This is a genomic window from Denitrificimonas caeni (genome assembly GCF_027498055.1).
Taxonomy (GTDB): Bacteria; Pseudomonadota; Gammaproteobacteria; order Pseudomonadales; family Pseudomonadaceae; genus Denitrificimonas.
This window is the reverse complement of sequence record NZ_CP114976.1, coordinates 490,590-507,746: the sequence shown is the minus strand read 5'-3', so window position 1 is coordinate 507,746 and position 17,157 is coordinate 490,590. Positions and strand designations below refer to the sequence as shown.

General features: G+C 48.6%; 13 protein-coding genes, 1 tRNA gene and 2 pseudogenes. 11 read left to right on the top strand and 5 right to left on the bottom strand.

The window, feature by feature from the left end; all coding sequences use genetic code 11:
• Positions 1 to 54 precede the first annotated feature (54 nt).
• Positions 55 to 1,599, top strand: coding sequence for a glutamate:gamma-aminobutyrate antiporter (gene gadC / locus O6P33_RS02490; protein WP_269818671.1), 1,545 nt, complete (start codon positions 55 to 57; stop codon positions 1,597 to 1,599).
• A 115-nt stretch (positions 1,600 to 1,714) separates the two neighbouring features.
• Here the strand turns inward: gadC and O6P33_RS02485 are convergent, their stop codons facing one another.
• Positions 1,715 to 2,101 (bottom strand): PepSY domain-containing protein, encoded by a 387-nt coding sequence (locus O6P33_RS02485; RefSeq protein ID WP_269818670.1) that lies wholly within the window; start codon positions 2,099 to 2,101, stop codon positions 1,715 to 1,717.
• A gap of 163 nt (positions 2,102 to 2,264) precedes the next feature.
• On the opposite strand from O6P33_RS02485, the gene O6P33_RS02480 reads away from it, so the two are divergent.
• A complete protein-coding gene (locus tag O6P33_RS02480) occupies positions 2,265 to 2,921 on the top strand; it encodes a response regulator transcription factor (protein WP_269818669.1) in 657 nt (218 codons plus the stop codon).
• A complete protein-coding gene (locus O6P33_RS02475; RefSeq protein ID WP_269818668.1) occupies positions 2,918 to 4,264 on the top strand; it encodes an ATP-binding protein in 1,347 nt (448 codons plus the stop codon). Before O6P33_RS02480 ends, O6P33_RS02475 begins: the two co-directional genes overlap by 4 nt.
• A 364-nt stretch (positions 4,265 to 4,628) precedes the next feature.
• On the opposite strand, the gene O6P33_RS02470 is transcribed toward O6P33_RS02475, so the two are convergent.
• The gene (locus O6P33_RS02470) at positions 4,629 to 5,693 is read right to left on the bottom strand and encodes an RNA-guided endonuclease InsQ/TnpB family protein (protein WP_269818667.1); all 1,065 of its coding nucleotides are present in this window, start codon (positions 5,691 to 5,693) and stop codon (positions 4,629 to 4,631) included.
• Between the two features lie 418 nt (positions 5,694 to 6,111).
• Between O6P33_RS02470 and O6P33_RS02465 the strand changes: the two genes are divergently transcribed.
• A tRNA-Arg gene (locus O6P33_RS02465) sits at positions 6,112 to 6,188 on the top strand.
• Between the two features lie 280 nt (positions 6,189 to 6,468).
• Here O6P33_RS02465 and O6P33_RS02460 read toward each other — a convergent pair.
• Positions 6,469 to 7,095: pseudogene (locus O6P33_RS02460) on the bottom strand (IS256 family transposase); the annotation flags it as partial.
• Between the two features lie 4 nt (positions 7,096 to 7,099).
• Positions 7,100 to 7,303 (bottom strand): annotated as a pseudogene (locus O6P33_RS02455) (IS3 family transposase); the annotation flags it as partial.
• A 160-nt stretch (positions 7,304 to 7,463) separates the two neighbouring features.
• Here O6P33_RS02455 and O6P33_RS02450 point away from each other — a divergent pair.
• Together O6P33_RS02450 and O6P33_RS02445 are read left to right on the top strand one after the other, a co-directional pair.
• Positions 7,464 to 8,261 carry a hypothetical protein gene (locus tag O6P33_RS02450; RefSeq protein ID WP_269818666.1) on the top strand — a complete coding sequence of 266 codons (798 nt, stop codon included), beginning with the start codon at positions 7,464 to 7,466 and terminating at the stop codon, positions 8,259 to 8,261.
• 19 nt (positions 8,262 to 8,280) lie between these two features.
• Positions 8,281 to 9,351 carry a linear amide C-N hydrolase gene (locus O6P33_RS02445; RefSeq protein WP_269818665.1) on the top strand — a complete coding sequence of 357 codons (1,071 nt, stop codon included), beginning with the start codon at positions 8,281 to 8,283 and terminating at the stop codon, positions 9,349 to 9,351.
• A 96-nt stretch (positions 9,352 to 9,447) separates the two neighbouring features.
• Here the strand turns inward: O6P33_RS02445 and O6P33_RS02440 are convergent, their stop codons facing one another.
• On the bottom strand, positions 9,448 to 10,125 hold the full coding sequence (locus tag O6P33_RS02440; protein WP_269818664.1) for a YdcF family protein: 678 nt from the start codon (positions 10,123 to 10,125) through the stop codon (positions 9,448 to 9,450).
• 301 nt (positions 10,126 to 10,426) lie between these two features.
• Here O6P33_RS02440 and gabD point away from each other — a divergent pair, with 301 nt between their 5' ends.
• From gabD to ectB, 5 genes are all read left to right on the top strand, one after another.
• The gene (gabD, locus tag O6P33_RS02435; protein ID WP_269818663.1) at positions 10,427 to 11,875 is read left to right on the top strand and encodes an NADP-dependent succinate-semialdehyde dehydrogenase; all 1,449 of its coding nucleotides are present in this window, start codon (positions 10,427 to 10,429) and stop codon (positions 11,873 to 11,875) included.
• A 299-nt stretch (positions 11,876 to 12,174) separates the two neighbouring features.
• The gene (locus tag O6P33_RS02430) at positions 12,175 to 14,022 is read left to right on the top strand and encodes an esterase/lipase family protein (RefSeq protein WP_269818662.1); all 1,848 of its coding nucleotides are present in this window, start codon (positions 12,175 to 12,177) and stop codon (positions 14,020 to 14,022) included.
• A complete protein-coding gene (locus O6P33_RS02425) occupies positions 14,012 to 15,022 on the top strand; it encodes a DUF4105 domain-containing protein (RefSeq protein ID WP_269818661.1) in 1,011 nt (336 codons plus the stop codon). The genes O6P33_RS02430 and O6P33_RS02425 overlap by 11 nt, the downstream gene beginning before the upstream one ends.
• 334 nt (positions 15,023 to 15,356) lie before the next feature.
• Positions 15,357 to 15,881 carry a diaminobutyrate acetyltransferase gene (ectA, locus tag O6P33_RS02420; protein WP_269818660.1) on the top strand — a complete coding sequence of 175 codons (525 nt, stop codon included), beginning with the start codon at positions 15,357 to 15,359 and terminating at the stop codon, positions 15,879 to 15,881.
• 2 nt (positions 15,882 to 15,883) lie between these two features.
• Positions 15,884 to 17,155: a diaminobutyrate--2-oxoglutarate transaminase gene (gene ectB / locus O6P33_RS02415; protein WP_269818659.1), complete on the top strand. Its 1,272-nt coding sequence runs from the start codon at positions 15,884 to 15,886 to the stop codon at positions 17,153 to 17,155.
• Positions 17,156 to 17,157: the final 2 nt, after the last annotated feature.

The following is a 17,157-nucleotide window of genomic DNA, read 5'->3' as shown; positions in this document are numbered from 1 at the left end:
GTGCGAAAATCGATTTATTAGAGCAGTCGGTTACTACTAATAAGGATAGCTATTATGTCTACAAACAGCGTGAGTCCTGCAACTAAGCAGTTGTCTATGTTGGGGTTCTTTGCCATTACTGCATCAATGGTAATGGCGGTGTATGAATACCCAACCTTCGCAACCTCCGGCTTTAGCTTAGTCTTCTTTTTACTCCTCGGTGGTATTTTGTGGTTTATTCCTGTGGGCTTATGCTCAGCGGAAATGGCCACAGTAGAAGGCTGGGAAGAAGGCGGTGTCTTTACTTGGGTCTCTAACACCCTTGGTGAGCGCTGGGGTTTTGCCGCCATTTCATTTGGCTACTTGCAAATCGCCGTGGGCTTTATCGCCATGCTTTACTTTGTCCTCGGGGCTTTGTCGTATATTTTAAGCTGGCCTGCACTCAATACAGACCCAATTGTTAAAACGATTGCTGGCTTAATTATTTTGTGGGGCTTAGCCTTTACTCAGTTTGGAGGTACTCGCTACACAGCAATTATTGCCAAAATAGGTTTTTTTGCCGGTATTCTTGTACCCGCTCTGATTTTAGTGGGTTTATCCATTGCTTACCTAGTCAGCGGCGCGCCATTACAAATCAAAATGGATGCTGCCAGCTTCTTTCCAGACTTCACTAAAATTGGCACATTGGTAGTCTTCGTCGCCTTTATTTTAAGTTACATGGGTGTCGAAGCTTCGGCCACTCACGTTAACGAAATGAAAAACCCCGGTCGCGACTACCCAATCGCAATGGTGCTTTTAATGGTGTGTGCCATTACTTTAAGCTCCATCGGTGGTCTGGCCGTAGCAGCAGTGATCCCCCATAGCGAGATCAACCTGTCAGCCGGTGTGGTTCAGGCTTTTGAAGCATTAATCGGCCATTACGGACCCAGTCTAGGCTGGACAATTCGCATCGTGGTATCGCTGCTAATGCTTGGTGTCTTAGCAGAAATTGCCGCGTGGATTGTTGGTCCATCACGGGGTTTATTGGTTGCTGCACAAAAAGGTTTACTGCCGCAGCGCTTAGCCCAAGTCAACAAAAATGGCGTACCTGTAGCTCTGGTGATTAGCCAACTAATGATTACTACTGTGGCTTTGATTGCTCTAACCAATACCGGTGGCGGCGGTAACCTGTCGTTCTTAATTGCTTTAGCACTAACCGTAGTGATTTACCTGTGCAGCTACTTCATGCTGTTCTTGGGTTACATCCAATTGGTGCGCAAGCAGCCTGAGAAAAAACGCGAGTTCAATATCCCCGGCGGCCCTACTTTAAAAATTATAGTGGCTGTAGTGGGCTTAACGATTTCCATCTTAGCTTTCCTTGTTTCATTCGTACCGCCAAGCTCCTTGCCAGGTGGTGAAGAAACAGAAATCTACGTGGGCTTGTTAGTGGTGAGCTTTATTATTGTCTTTTTACTCCCCTTCTTGGTGTATGCAATGCATAGCAAAAAAGGCAAAACCACCAACCATGAGCTGGTGCATATTAAATCTCACAACGCCCCCAAACATCACCTTTGGGTACACCCTAAAGCGCGCGCGACCCACCACATTGTTGTCACTGACGACAAACCAATTGACGGGTAAGCACAGCACATCCAGCGCAGCAATGCCAGCCTAGGATTGCTGCACTTAAACAACAAAAAACCCTCTGTAGCCATGCTAGAGAGGGTTTTCTTGTTTACTACTTACCTTGAGTAAGTTACTGCACTTTTTGTTTCGGCTGGGCTTGCCCCGCCGCAGCTGTCGGCGCAGGCTCAGACTTGGTAAAGCGCTCAATTGTGTGGCGGAAGTCATCTGTGTCCTTGGCATCCTCACGATTAATTTTAACTTTAATTTCCATCAAATTAAGTGAGGCAGGCGCGAACTCAGCTTTAACTCGGTGACCATTGCTGTCCAGCCCTTTGACCTCATAGCAACCGTCATCAACTTTAATGCGCTGCACCGTCCAGCCCTGCTCTTCCAGCTGCAAACGTAAGTTTTCCCGTGGCTGCCAATCAGCAACTGGATCAGTGCAGTCATCATCGGCAAAAACGCCGGCACTCATAGCCAATAATGACAGACTCAGAACAATAGGTTTGATTTTCATGGTGTCTTTCCTCTTGGTTGGTGTCTGTCACTTTAAGCCCCCGAGCTGACAGAAACCTGAATAGACGAGAAAATATCGTGCAATAATACACAAATTACAATTCAGACTGCTGTCAGCTCATGGCTGTAGTATCTTGGCTAGTTGCTTAGATTAAAGGTGCACCATGCGAGTACTCCTAGTTGAAGACACCGCTGGCTTAGGTGAAGCCGTACGCGATCAAATCAGTGATGACGGCCACGCTGTCGACTGGGCGCAAAACCTCAGCTTTGCTGAAGCCTGTATAAACACCACCTCTTATAATTTGATTTTGCTCGACCTGATGCTGCCCGATGGTCACGGCTTAGATTTTCTGAAGAAACTACGGGCAGCAGGCGCTAGCACACCGGTCATTATTCTCACGGCGCTGGATCAAGTCTCCGACCGTATTGCGGGATTAAATGCTGGTGCTGATGATTATTTGATCAAACCTTTTGATCTGTCGGAGTTATCTGCCCGCGTTGCTGCGGTAGCCCGCCGTTACAGTGGCAACCCTAACCCTTTACTGCAATTGGGCGACTTAGCAATTGATCTGAGCACGCACAGCATTAGCCGCGATGGCGTAGCGCTGGAGCTGACTGCTCGGGAGTGGGCATTATTTGAAAGTTTCTTGCAGCGCCCAGGCATGTTGCTGTCGCAGGCGCAGTTAGAGGATCGTTTGTACCAGTTTGGGGCAGAAATCGAGAGCAATATCATCGAAGTCTATATCAGCCGTTTACGCAAAAAGCTCGGCCGTGATGCCATTGTCACAGTGCGCGGTATGGGATATCGATTAGGCCTATGAGCAATCACACAAGCCTACAGAAAACCCTTGGCGTTTCACTGAGCATTAGCATTAGCTTGCTGTGGTTGCTGGCTGTTGTGACTGCGGGTTTTATTGCGCAGGATAAAATGAATACGGTATTTGATAGCGCTTTAGAAGAAACTGCACAACGTATTCTACCGTTAGCAGCAACTGAGATTTTGAGCCGCGACAGCGATAGCGATAGCGATAGCGACAGCAATGCACAGCGTATCCAAGCTTTAGAGGCTCACGATGAGCACCTCACCTACCTCGTGCGCAAACCATCAGGGGAACTATTGCTGCAATCCCATGATGTTGATTTAAATGTTTTTAGCGCGCTACCGCGAACAGGTTTTTATGAAACGGCCACCCACCGTTTTTATGGTGCAAACGCAGTTAGAGGCAGTATTTATATTGAAGTGGCCGAACCCCTAGCCCACCGCCACAGCGCAGTGTGGAGTGTTATTTTAGCTTTATTGACACCTTTGCTACTGCTCATTCCTTTAAGTTTATTGGCCGTGTGGTGGCTGATAAAGCGCTCACTGCGCAAAGTCGTCGAGCTACAACAGCGGGTCGCCGCCCGTGATGCTGGTGATTTATCCGCAGTCAAAGTGGAGCAGTTGCCAGCAGAGTTTGCGCCGTTACTGAGTGCGGTAAATCATCTCCTAGAGCGCCTGCGCCGCGCTTTAGAAGCAGAGCGCAGCTTTACCGCCAACAGTGCCCATGAGCTACGCACCCCGCTGGCGACCGCCCTAGCCAAACTACAGCGCCTGCAACGTCAGTCTCAAGATGCATCGGTTAACCTCCAAGCCCAAGACATTGAAACCTCGCTGCGCACCTTATCTGCCTTGTCGGAAAAGCTGCTAGAGCTGGCTAAAGCCGAAGGTGGCAGTGTACTTAGCGCCAGCCCCAATGACCTTACTCCAATTTTGCAAATGATCGTCAAAGACTACGAGTATCAAGCACCGCATCGTTTGCACTTAGAACTGCCAAATAATGCTGTGCTATCCCTGCTCGACCCAGATGCCTTCGCGATTTTAGTGCGCAATTTAATTGAAAACGCCTTAAAACATGGCGCCGACCAGCACCCCATCCACATCAGCCTCAGCGCTCAAGGTCGATTACGCGTCATCAATGACGGCGCTGTGATCCCTGCGGAGCAATTAGCCTTGCTGCGCCAGCGCTTTGTCCGCGCCAACAGCAGAAGTTTGGGCTCTGGTATTGGTTTAGCAATTGTTGATGCAATCGCTAGCGGTGCCGGCCTTCAGCTCAATTTACACTCTCCGGCTACTGGGCAAAATGCAGGCTTTGAAGTTGAGTTAAACATTATTGTTACGCGTTGAAGTTACAGTACTGAAGTACACTTTTATTCCGCCATAACACAGAGCTGTTGCATCATATTATTAATGCTACTGCCTTGAGTTAACCGCTAAAAAACAACTCTTCAAACATTAAAAGTCAAGCATATTTGCTATCACACAGCGCTTGGCCTAATATTCGTGCGCCGCATAAGCGGCTGTCAGAGGAAATAAAGGCTATATGGAAAGTTCTTGTATAAGTCCGTGTTGGACTTCACAGCATAATATAATCAGCGCGCTTGCTGACGGCTGCCTGTGGACTAAAAATAGCCTGGTCTAATTTGTAGTCTCCTCAAGTTGCCCGATGCTGGCCGCTTGGAGATTTACAATGATTGACATCCTCCCCGACCTAAAGGTCGGGGATTCCTACTGCTAGACGGCCATGCCCGGCCGCGAGAATATTTTGTGCCGCGTTTATATCACGGTCGTGGGCAACACCGCACCCACTGCACGTCCATTCTCTTATTCCAAGCCCTGCGATACCTCTCGGCCTCGATTCGGGCAAACTGCCACAACTCGAACAGGTTTGGGTGGTGTATGCCTCGTTCACTTCCTTAAAAACAATGCCTGCGTGAGCGCACTTATAGTCCAACATTGTTTTTAATTGACCCCAGCCAGCGTCCAACACTGACTTGGCCATCTTGGTTTTAACGAGTTTTAAACTACTGACATTGCCGACATAGATTTCACCGCAGCGGTTGACCAACGTGCGGCTGAACTTGTGCAATGCGTCTTTTCTACGATTCGCGATTTTGGCGTGAATGGTTTTGACTTGGGTTTTATTTTTAGCCCGTTGTGCTACGGCTAATTTCTCTTCAAGGTCACGGTAGAAACAACCCGCCTCCAGCTTTGTGCCGTCCGAACACGTGGCTGTGTCGGTTAAGCCAAGGTCAATACCGATACGGTCTTGTCCTGCTGGTATCTCAGCCTGCACATCCACCACCACATTGAAGTACCAGCGGCCACGGGCATCTTCATTGAAGCTGGCAGAGCGAAACTTGTACTGGCTCAAGCCATAACTGTCCCACACGTTGAAGTAGTGGCCGTTGTGGTAGACCTGACCATTTTTCCACTGTGCCGCAGCCGTATTAACGGGAATCCAGCCAAGTGAACGCCTGACACCACCCGTTTTGCGCCAACTCAACCGCGCCTTATTAAACTGTTTGCGGCGCGTGACATACTCAACTGCAATACGCTGCACTGTTTGGCTGTGTAGCCCTAAGTCCTTACCTGCGCCATTGGTATACTTCTGAACATCATAGGCCGACAAAAACACACCACGCTCTTTAATCGAGCGCTGACTTAATTCATTGACAAAGTTCCAGACGAAATTGACGCTTCGTGCCATGCTGTTTAGCAGCGGCACATGCTTATCTTTCACTCGAACTTTGAGCGTTTTGGTGTGCTTTATCATGCTGTATATAATACCAGTATGCGCTCGCACTGCAAAGACTTTAACGACCTGTTCAGGGGCAGCTTACGCCGCCCTCGCTATTCATCCTCGCACTCAAAGTACGCGGCTTTTCGCGACTTTGGTAATAGCCATCCAAGAAACTGGAATCACTGGGGGTTTTACCGCTGACCTAAAAAACAGCCATCATATTTGCGCAGAAGCAGTACGCATTTTTTATACGCTGGACACAGTTTGGTCACCGAGTGGTCACCGTTACAGAAACCGCAACCGCTGATCAGCTAGGGCGGCTCCAACACAGTGGCTTAAAAAACAAGAGAAGCCACGCACTCAATAAGAGCCGAGCCAACGGCCCCACTCGTCGAAGTGCCGTAAAACGCGCAGTGGGCAAATCTTTGAAATCATGTATAATCGCTCGCTTGCACTCGTAGCTCAGCTGGATAGAGTATTGCCCTCCGAAGGCAAGGGTCGTGGGTTCGAATCCCGCCGAGTGCGCCATTTCCCTTTAAAATCAGCATGTTACAGCTACTGGTTTTAGTCAAAAAAGCTCCAAGAGTGCCGCCCCTAAAAAGCAGAGGTCATTTTTTATTGGTCTCTAGGGTAGATGTCATGACCTCCGCCCGTTTGGTCGCAAAAATCGCTGTTTTTTAATTGAGACCGAGTTGAGACCAAACAGAGACCAGCTTGTTTTTGCCCGAAAAAAATGCAGCTTTAGAAATGACTGCCACCCCTATCTGTCAGCGCTGGCCGAGTTATGGTCAAATCTGGTGTACGAGCATCAGGCGGTTTTCCTGTCTGATTGCTCCATTACTTGTTCGCCGTCTTGGAATTTAACGTTATTGACCACGAGGGTTAGCAGTTGAAATCCTTTCAGGCGGTTCCAGCGCTTCTGCGCTGATTGCAGCAATTTATAAACCATTGCTAGGGTTGTGTTTCTTTATCCGCAATTGCGGGTTTTGCTGGTTCTTAAACGTACTGTAGCGAAGGCAGATTCAATTGGGTTGGTGGTGCGTATACTCACCCAATGTTCTGCTGGAAAATCGTAGAAAGCCAACATGCTCTCACGGTCTTTAGCTAAGCATTCCATAGCGCGTGGATACTTAGCAGTAAACCTTTCCAGCGCTATATCAAAGGCTTTATGAGCCTTCTCACGCGTCTCAGCCATCCAAATATCATGCAGTGCCTCCTTCACTTTGGGCTGTACTGCTTTGGGCAATTTATTGAGCACATTGGCCGTTTTATGCACCCAGCAGCGTTGTTGTTTGGTCTGCGGGTATACTTTGCTCAGAGCCTTCCAGAAGCCCAAAGCCCCGTCAGCTGTTGCCAACTTTGGGTAATTGGTAAGTCCTCGTGCAACCAGACCATTCAGCAGTTCAAGCCAGCTGGCTTCAGACTCACGATAGCCGGCAGTACTTGCAGGTTCTAAATAATGACTCTGCAAATGGATTGTCGTTACTCACTCGAGGGCGACTGTAAGACGTTGTAACACCAAGCTCGTAAGCTTTTGCTCGCATCGTCTGTGACTTCATTGGTGCTCCATTATCAGAATGCAGAACCACACCTGAGTGTAAACACCCCTCACGCAATAGCGTACGCTGCAGCAGTTCTGAAGCTATTTAGTACTGCCCCTCTATAATAGCCAGCCCTTCCTGATACCCCAGTTTTACCCACTGCCGATAAACAGCCCCCTACTTCGCGACACTGGCAGCCCTCCTCGATAACGCGTATAAATAATATATTCATATTTTCAGCTCTGATGGTGGATTAATAACCATGCCTGTTTGCGCCAAAAAAATCTTTGTGGCCTGTATAACTCTGGGCTTATCAACTTTTGCGGCTGCGCAGCACAATACACAAGAGCAAGAATGGCTGCTGCTGGTCAGTCCTTTTGTATGGGGTGCATCGTTAAAAGGTGATCTCGCTATCGCCGGTAAAAAAGCCGATGTGGACATGCCTTTTGCCGATATTGTGAGTGATCTGGACTCAGTATTTATGGGCAATATCGAGCTGAGCAATCACCGTTTTGGTGCTTATTTGGATGCGATTAACGTTGATACCAGCCAGACCGAACATGTTATGGGGCAAAAAATAAAAGTAGCCGTCAAACAAACCACCTTAGCTGCCGGTGCTTTTTATCGGATTTACACCTCTGATTTAGGCGGTAGCACTGTCTTTAATGAGCCGCGCCATTTCACCATCGACCCAACCATTGGTGTGCGCTGGACCAAACTCAAAGCCTCACTGGCCAATACAGCGCTGGGGCTTAAATTCGAGAAAAAAACCGACTGGTACGACCCTTTTATCGGGGTGCGCGCCAGCGCTGACTTAGACAAACATTGGAATATTTCCGCCTTGGCCGATGTTGGCGGTTTTGATACATCCAATAAAAAGACCTATAACGGCCAAGTGTACTTGGGCTACCGCACCTTTATTGCTCAGCAACCCACTATGTTGCGAGTTGGTTACCGCTATTTATCACAACGCTACAAAACCCGTGATTTTACCGGTAACAGCTTTAATTATGACGTACGCCAAGCAGGTCCAGTACTCGGTTTAACCGTGCGCTTTTAACTTAAAAAAGGATAAAACGATGCTTAAATTTTTCCAAAAAGCCAAACGCTCAGGATTAGCTGCTTGCGCTGCCGGCATGTTGCTCGGCGCAGGTATTGCCGATGCCTGCACCCGTGTTGTCTATTTAGGTGAGAATGATCGCATTATTACTGCCCGCTCCATGGACTGGAAAGTCGATATAGCCAGTAACTTATGGGTATTTCCACGGGGCATGCAACGCTCCGGCATGGCCGGTGAAAACTCCATTGAGTGGACTTCAAAATACGGCAGCCTGATCACCTCAGGCTTTGATATTTCTACCACCGATGGCATCAATGAAAAAGGTTTAGCTGCAAACGTATTGTGGCTGGTTGAATCGCAATACCCTGAGTTTGACGACAGTAGCAAGCCCGGTTTAAGCATTGCCGCTTGGGCGCAATATGTATTGGATAACTTTGCCGATGTGGACTCCGCCGTAAAGGCTTTGGAAAAAGTACCCTTCACCTTAGTTACTGCTGATGTGCCCGGCGAAGCGCGCTTAGCTTCTCTGCACTTATCACTCTCCGACGCCACCGGTGATAGCGCAATTATTGAGTACATTGATGGCAAGCAAGTGATTCACCACAATCGCAAATATCAAGTGATGACCAACTCTCCCACCTACGATAAGCAACTGGCTTTAGATGCCTACTGGCAGCAAATTGGTGGCACCACGATGTTACCGGGTACCAACCGTGCCGCTGACCGATTTGCCCGCGCCTCTTTTTATGTCAATGCGGTACCACAAGCGGCTGGCCCAGAAGAGTCACTGGCCAGTATGTTCAGCGTCATCCGTAACGTGTCTGTGCCTTATGGTATTAGCACCCCAGACCAGCCCAATATTTCTTCAACCCGCTGGCGGACTGTGATTGACCATAAAAACCAGCTGTACTTTTTTGAGTCAGCTATGGGGCAAAGCATATTCTGGGTGGATCTCAAGGAATTAGACTTCTCAGAAAAAACCGGCAAAGTGCGCACGTTAAAACTAGGCAAAAATCAGAGTCGACTGCTGTCAGGGCAAGTTGCTGATCAGTTTGTTGATGCCACAGCCTTTAACTTTTTAGGTCTATAAAGCGGCTGACGGTGCTCAAGGTGGGCAACTCATTACTCACCTTGAGCCAGCTGTATTGATCAATCATTCGCTCCATTAAGCTCAGCAGTTGCCAAGCTATAAAGTCGGCACCTGCACCGCAGCTTCTGCTGGGGTTAACTCAGCATCATAAAAGCCAGGCTCCACTAATTTACGTAGCTGATGGCCCACAATAAAATAGCTTTCTTTCAAGTACAGTTTGAACTTATCTGCCGCTGAAAAACTATTAAATTTAGAGGTTGGGGTGGGCGACAACTGCACGTCTAGATTTAAATCGCGGGCCATCACCCCAGCACGGGCCAGATGAAAATAATCACTGACCAAAATAACTGAAGTGATGTGTTGCTGCTGCAAAATGACATTGGCATTTTTTAAGTTGTACCAAGTGTCACGTGACGTCCCTTCGTAGGCGGTATCTTCAGGGGCAACCCCAAGTTTAATTGCCCAACGCGCGCCAACTTCGCCCTCACTGGGCATATCATCGCGCAACGCTCCGCCAGTAAAAATAAGCTGTTGCGTCATATTGGTTTTATACAGATGTACCGCATGGCGAATACGCTCTTTGAAAACCGGCGAGGGTTTATTGCCCCAGGCTGCTGCTCCCAGCACAATAGTCGCTGGTGCACTGTGTACGGGCCGTTCTTGTGCGTAATACCAAACATAAGTCATTAAGCAGGCAAATATAACCAGCACACAGAGCACTAGCCCAAGTAGAGTTTTACTCAATACAAGCCAACGTCGATTGTGGACTGCCATTGTGCAGGGGGATCCTTGTGCAGAGATAACACCGCCACTCATACCTTCTAGAGTAGCTTTTATATATTTCTGAGTAGTGCGAAATGATTTAGTTCTACGTTAAATTGCGCCAGCGCTGTTGTCGAGCCTTGACAGTAAGCCTTTTGTACAGGTTTCAGGAGCAGATATAAATCTAAAATAAAGATCAATCAGCGCAGCGCTTGTATTTATCGCCTATGAGCCGCTTAATAAACTCATCCAGTGCCTGCTGTTGACACAACGGCAAACTGTTTATTTCTTACCCCGTATTGCGGAGGCCATTATGCAGTTAAGTGACCCCACCCTCCTGCGCCAACAGGCGTGTATTGCCGGTCAATGGTGCGCAGCTGATTCTGCGCAAACACTAGCGGTGCATAACCCAGCCAATGGTGAGCTGTTAGGTTCTGTACCTAATATGGGGGCGGCTGAAACCCAGCGCGCTATCCAAGCTGCAAATTCTGCTCTAATAGCATGGCGCAGTAAAACCGCAGCAGAGCGCGGGAAAATCTTGCGCCGCTGGTTTGAGTTGATGCTTGAGAATCAAGACGACTTGGCTTTAATCATGACCTTAGAGCAGGGCAAGCCGTTAGCCGAAGCCCGCGGTGAAATTGCCTACGCCGCGTCCTTTATTGAATGGTTCGCTGAAGAAGGTAAGCGCGCTTACGGCGACACCATACCCAGCCCCAGCAGCAGCTCGCGCTTAATGGTGATTAAACAACCCATAGGCGTCTGTGCTGCTATTACCCCGTGGAATTTCCCCGCCGCAATGATTACCCGTAAAGCCGGCGCAGCTTTGGCTGCAGGTTGTAGCATGGTGATTAAGCCGGCATCGGCCACGCCTTTTAGCGCATTAGCGTTAATGCTGCTAGCCCAGCGCGCTGGAGTTCCCGACGGGGTTTTATCGGTACTGACCGGCAGTGCCAGCGCCATTGGCGGCGAGCTCACCAGTAACTCTTTAGTGCGCAAACTGTCTTTTACTGGCTCCACCGATGTTGGCCGCAATTTACTGCGCCAATGTGCTGATGATATTAAAAAGGTCTCTTTAGAGTTAGGCGGTAATGCGCCTTTTATTGTCTTCAATGATGCGGATATTGACGCGGCCGTCAGTGGTGCTATCGCCGCTAAGTTTCGTAACGCTGGGCAAACCTGTGTCTGTGTTAACCGCTTTTATGTGCAAGATGCAGTGTACGCTGAGTTTGCCCAACGCCTCACCGCTGCAGTCGAGCAACTGTCTATGGGCGATGGCCGCAGCGCCGGTGTCAATATTGGCCCCTTGATCAATCAGGCCGCGGTGGATAAAGCCCAAGCGCATATTGCCGATGCACTGCAACTGGGCGCAACTCTGCAATGTGGCGGCAAAGTTACTGAAGGCACATTCTTACAACCTGCGGTACTCACCGACGTGGCGCACAATGCCCTCTTAGCTCGCGAAGAAACCTTTGGCCCAGTGGCCGCATTAATGCGCTTTAACGATGAGCAAGAGGCCATTGCTTTGGCCAATGACACTGAGTTTGGCTTAGCAGCCTACTTTTACAGCCGTGATATTGGCCGCTGCTTCCGTGTTTCTGAAGCTTTGGAGTACGGCATGGTTGGCGTCAACACTGGCGCTATTTCTAACGAAGTGGCCCCCTTTGGTGGCGTAAAAGCCTCAGGCCTTGGCCGGGAAGGCTCTAAATACGGCTTGGATGAGTACCTTGAAGTCAAATATGTGAACTTTGGCGATATTCACTAAGCAGCGCCTCAGTCGCAGCGCTAAACAACTGCGGCTGAGGCTCTTTCCCCACTTCGTTTTCGTCAAATCCTGACAGGCAAAAATGCACCATTAAAAATATGCAATTAGCCCATAGCCTTAGCGCTGAATAACCTCCAAAATAGCCACCTGCAGATGCAACCTCAGTGCTCGCATACGCTTGAATCCTTCACTTGCCCATCTTTATAGGCTGTTACGTGCTTAATTCTCATCTATATCGCAGTATTTTTCTTACCCTATTGGGCTTGGTTTTACTAAGCGGCTGTGCCGGAGTCAAAACCGTGTCGGTCAGTACCAACGATTATATCTCGCAGCGCCGTGGTGACATTTTAACCACCGGCGAAATGAGCTCAGCGGTTGGTGTTGCCCTGCAAGTGGCAGGTATTGATGAAAAACAATGCCGCAACATACCGCAAGAGTGCCGAAAGCAAGTGGCCAACAATATTGGTATCGATGATGAGCAGCGCATGTCAGCCTTATCTGAGCTTTGGTTGCAAGAAGCCCTGGCCATGGATCAAAAGATCAATGAAGGCGCTCTCGCTGAAGATGTGCTTAATGCGTATTTAGAAAGCGCGCGCCATGCCTACGCTTATTTGTTTTTAACCCAGCGCTCGCCCAATGAGCGGGCCTTAGAAGATCGACAAACCCAAGTGCGCGATTACTACAACTTTGCCGTACAACAAACAGTGACCCGTACCTTTAACCACCATCAACAGCGACTCCAAGAAAGCATTGATCCACAAGGCCAGTTCGCCATTACCGCAAATAATTGGAGCATCCATGGCCAGCTCAATGAAGTACGTCTGGCCGAGCATCAAAAAATCCCCGAGCAGTTGATTCCAGCATCCTCATTAACCTTCAAAGGCCTGCGCAACCAATACCGTCGTGACGGCATAGGAGCAGAGTTAGTCGCCGTTTCCGCCAAGCGCGTGGTGAATAAAAACAGCCGCGAAGAAGCCTTTAGTGAAACCCCTTTCCCAGCAATCACCGCCGTCTTACGTTTTTCTGGCGACACCTTAGAAGAAGTCCTTAACACCCAAGAAGTTGAACTCTTGGGTTTTGACCCTTACAAACGTAATAGTGTGCGCTTAGCAGGTAATCAAGTACCGCTCGCTGCCAACTTCACTTCAGGTTATGGCCTCTGGTTGGCCCGCTCCGGCTTTGCCAAACAATCTCTACTGACCTTAGTCGGACGCGGTGAGGTACTAGAAAAACCAAGGGTTTACCTGATGCAACCCTACGACCCAAGACGCCGCGTTATTATTATGCTGCACGGTTTAGCCAGCAGCCCAGAAGCTTGGATTAATGTTGCCAACGAAGTACTGGGCGACGAAACGCTGCGAAAAAATTATCAGGTGTGGCAGGTCTATTATCCGACCAATGCGCCGCTGGCTTTTAATCAGCATGAAATACGCAAAGCCATTAAAGAAACTCTAAAAGCATTTGACCCTGAGGGCCAGAACCGTGCCTCACAAGATGTGGTACTTATTGGCCATAGTATGGGCGGTGTTTTAGCGCGCTTATTGACTTCTGACTCTGGGGATAACTTTTGGGAACCCATTGTTAAAACATACAACTTGGAAGGTGAGCGTAAAGAAAAAGCGCGAAAAAAACTACACAACTATGCTTGGTTTAAACCGATGCCTGAAGTCAGTCGTGCAGTCTTTATTGCTGCTCCGCACCGTGGCACTCCTTTTGCTGAAAACCGCTTTTCACGCTGGTTTGCTGGGCTGGTTAAATTGCCGGTATCGATGTTGGGGCGCATTACCGAAATTGCGCAATTATTAGTTGACCCAAGCTCTGCAAATGCAGCACCACTGACTCGACCACTCAATAGCATCTCCAACCTCAGCGACCAAGACCCTTTTGTGCGCTTAGCCGCTGATCTGCCCATCGCAGAACACGTGCCCTATCACTCAATTATTGGTAACGACACTCCGGATTTAAGCTTACAACTCTCCAGCGACGGTGTCGTGCCTTACAGCAGCTCCCACTTGGCCGGAGCACAATCAGAAAAAGTTATTCGCTCATGGCATAGCGTACAAGAAACACCTGCTGCCATTGTTGAAGTCAGACGCATCTTGCATGAGCATTTACATGACACCAACGGGGTTTCCTATGTCGATTAATACACGCGCTATGCTCAGCGCTGGCTTAAAACTACTGCTGTCACTCTTTATTCTCTGTGCCGCGCTGTGGGGCAGCTTAGCGCTGTACTATCAACTACCACTACCAATGCCATGGTTAGCGTTAGCCTTACTGCTCTGGCTCGGCCTCACCGTCTTAGCGCTCCTGCGTCTATGGCGCATCAGCGTGTGGCAAGGCTTTTTTATGTACTTGGTCATGCATGCCGCCCTGCTCACCTGGTGGTACAACTTAACCCCCAGCAATCAGCACCTTTGGGAAGATGACGTCGCGCAAATGACCTACGGTGAAGTACAGGGTAATCAAGTGACGCTATACAATGTGCGTAATTTTGATTGGCACTCCGAAACCGATTACACCGCGCGCTGGGAAACCCGTCATTATGATTTAAGCAAACTCACCTCTGTGGATATGCTGACCTCACATTGGGGCATGGATGCCATTGCTCATGTGCTGGTTTCTTTTGGTTTTGCGGACGATCAGTTTGTGACTTTTTCTGTGGAAATCCGCAAAAAGCAAGGCCAACAGTTCTCCGAAGTTGCCGGCTTTTTTAAACAGTATGAACTAAGCATCCTTGCCACCGATGAGCGCGACGCTATTGCTGTTCGCCCGAATGTGCGCGGTGAAGACACTTACTTGTACCGCATCGACATGCCTGCAGCCATTCGCCGCCAACTGTTTTTATCCTATATTGAACAAGCCAATCAGTTGCTAGAAGAGCCACGTTTTTATAATACGGTTACGGCCAATTGCACCACTTTGGTATTCGGCATGATGCAGCATATTAGCGGTGGTTTACCCTTAGATTCTCGTCTGCTGCTGACCGGCTATTTGCCCAGTTATGTGGCCGAGCTAGATGGTCTCACTGATGGCTTCGATTTAGCCCAGTTACGCACTGCTGGACGTATTACTGAACGCTCCAAGCAAGCGCAGCAAAGCCCAAATTATTCAAAAATCATTCGTGAAGGTGTTCCTGGCTGGTAATTGAAAATTTGCAAAGTGGTAAAAAAATGCCATTTTTAGAGCTTTTTGACGATCATTTAGCATGCTAAATATATTTTTATCCGGATTTTAAACTGAAAAAGCGCCTTTTTATGAAAAAAACAAAAATAATTAAAATATTTTTTCAGGCCTATTTTGTGGTTTTTTTCGATCCCCGTTTCGCAGCGCTATAGCTTGCCGAAGCGGGATTTTTTGTTGGTTAAAAAACAGCCTTTTCTGCCCCCCAGATCAACGCTCTTCCCCAGAACCGCGGTTGTTATTATTTTTTAAGCTGCCTATTCTTAAAAGGCTCAACCAATAACCACAAGGATTTATTTTGAGTTCTGCTACCGTCAAACTCCGTCAACCTAGCGACGGTGACGGCCACGCGCTGCATCAACTGGTCGCTCGCTGCCAGCCCCTAGACACCAACTCGGTGTACTGCAACTTACTTCAGTGCACTGACTTTGCGGATACTGCTATTGCTGCGGAAAACGCCGATGGAAACCTGGTTGGTTTCATTTCCGGCTACCGCCCTCCAGCCCGCCCCGATACCCTTTTCGTGTGGCAAGTGGCTGTTGACAGCAGTATGCGAGGTCAAGGTTTAGCGCTGCGCATGTTGTTAGCCCTGATTGCACGGGTCGCCGCTCAAGGCGTTCGGTATATAGAAACCACTATTACCCCAAGTAACGCCGCCTCTCAGGCTTTATTTTTAAAAGCCTTTAAACAGTTAGAAATCCCTCACGACACGTCAGTACTGTTTTCCAGTCAAAAGCATTTTGCTGGGCAAAGTGAAGACGAAGAGCTGTACCGTGCGGGACCTTTATCTCTCAATTCCGATAAAAAAATATTACAGGATTAGACATGAAACTCTTCGAACAGAATTTCGAAAAGAACGAATCTGGCGTAAGAAGTTATTGCCGCTCATTCCCAGTTATGTTTCAACAAGCCAAGGGTGCTGAGCTGATTACCAAAGATGGTAAGCGCTACATTGATTTTTTAGCCGGTGCCGGTACTTTAAACTACGGCCATAACCACCCGGTGTTGAAAAAAGCTTTGCTTGAATACATTGAGAACGATGGTTTAACCCATGGTTTAGATATGTACACAGACGCAAAAGAGATATTTTTAGAAACCTTTAACCGTCTGATTTTATCACCGCGCAACATGCAAGATTACTTGGTGCAGTTTACTGGTCCTACTGGAACCAACGCAGTGGAAGCTGCGCTGAAACTGGCGCGTAAGGTGAAAGGCCGCAACAACGTAATTAGCTTCACCAACGGTTTCCATGGTTGCACCATTGGTGCCCTAGCGGTCACCGGCAACCAACATCACCGTGGTGCAGCTGGCGTTGCCTTGTCAGATGTAACCCGTATGCCATACGACAATTACTTTGGCAAAGATGTGAACAGCATCGAAATGATGGACAAAATGCTCTCTGACCCAAGCAGCGGTATCGATAAGCCTGCAGCCGTCATTGTTGAAGTGGTCCAGGGTGAAGGCGGTCTTAATGCTGCATCAGCTGACTGGGTACGCAACCTAGAAAGACTGTGCCGCAAGCACGACATGCTCTTGATTGTTGATGATATTCAAGCCGGTTGTGGCCGTACTGGTACCTTCTTCAGTTTTGAAGAAATGGGCATTAAGCCAGATATGATCACCCTGTCAAAATCCATCAGTGGCTACGGCCTGCCCTTTGCTGTGCTGTTAATGCGCGGCAAGCTGGATGAGTGGACTCCAGGCGAGCACAACGGCACCTTCCGTGGTAACAACCATGCCTTTGTTACAGCCGCTGCGGCCCTAGAAGAGTTCTGGCAGGACGATAGCTTTGCCAAGTCGGTACGTGAAAAAGGTGCAATTATTGCTGAGCGCATGCAGCAAATCACCAAGCGTCATAGCGCTGATGGCCTGTTTTTCAAAGGTCGCGGCATGATGATTGGTATCAGCTGCCTTAACGGTGAAATTGCCGCTCAAATTTGTGAGCATGCCTTTGAAAATGGCCTCGTGATTGAAACCAGTGGTGCGCACAGTGAAGTTGTGAAGTGCTTATGCCCACTGACCATTAGCCATGAGCAAATTGATCAGGCTATGACTATTTTAGACAACGCCTTTGCTGCTGTTTTAGCTGCTAAGTAATC

What these genes read in the sequence shown, in the direction of transcription:
- gadC (WP_269818671.1), top strand. Translation starts at nt 55, where the DNA reads ATGTCTACAAACAGCGTGAGTCCTGCAACTAAGCAGTTGTCTATGTTG.
- O6P33_RS02485 (WP_269818670.1), bottom strand. Translation starts at nt 2,101, where the DNA reads ATGAAAATCAAACCTATTGTTCTGAGTCTGTCATTATTGGCTATGAGT.
- O6P33_RS02480 (WP_269818669.1), top strand. Translation starts at nt 2,265, where the DNA reads ATGCGAGTACTCCTAGTTGAAGACACCGCTGGCTTAGGTGAAGCCGTA.
- O6P33_RS02475 (WP_269818668.1), top strand. Translation starts at nt 2,918, where the DNA reads ATGAGCAATCACACAAGCCTACAGAAAACCCTTGGCGTTTCACTGAGC.
- O6P33_RS02470 (WP_269818667.1), bottom strand. Translation starts at nt 5,693, where the DNA reads ATGATAAAGCACACCAAAACGCTCAAAGTTCGAGTGAAAGATAAGCAT.
- O6P33_RS02450 (WP_269818666.1), top strand. Translation starts at nt 7,464, where the DNA reads ATGCCTGTTTGCGCCAAAAAAATCTTTGTGGCCTGTATAACTCTGGGC.
- O6P33_RS02445 (WP_269818665.1), top strand. Translation starts at nt 8,281, where the DNA reads ATGCTTAAATTTTTCCAAAAAGCCAAACGCTCAGGATTAGCTGCTTGC.
- O6P33_RS02440 (WP_269818664.1), bottom strand. Translation starts at nt 10,125, where the DNA reads ATGGCAGTCCACAATCGACGTTGGCTTGTATTGAGTAAAACTCTACTT.
- gabD (WP_269818663.1), top strand. Translation starts at nt 10,427, where the DNA reads ATGCAGTTAAGTGACCCCACCCTCCTGCGCCAACAGGCGTGTATTGCC.
- O6P33_RS02425 (WP_269818661.1), top strand. Translation starts at nt 14,012, where the DNA reads ATGTCGATTAATACACGCGCTATGCTCAGCGCTGGCTTAAAACTACTG.
- ectB (WP_269818659.1), top strand. Translation starts at nt 15,884, where the DNA reads ATGAAACTCTTCGAACAGAATTTCGAAAAGAACGAATCTGGCGTAAGA.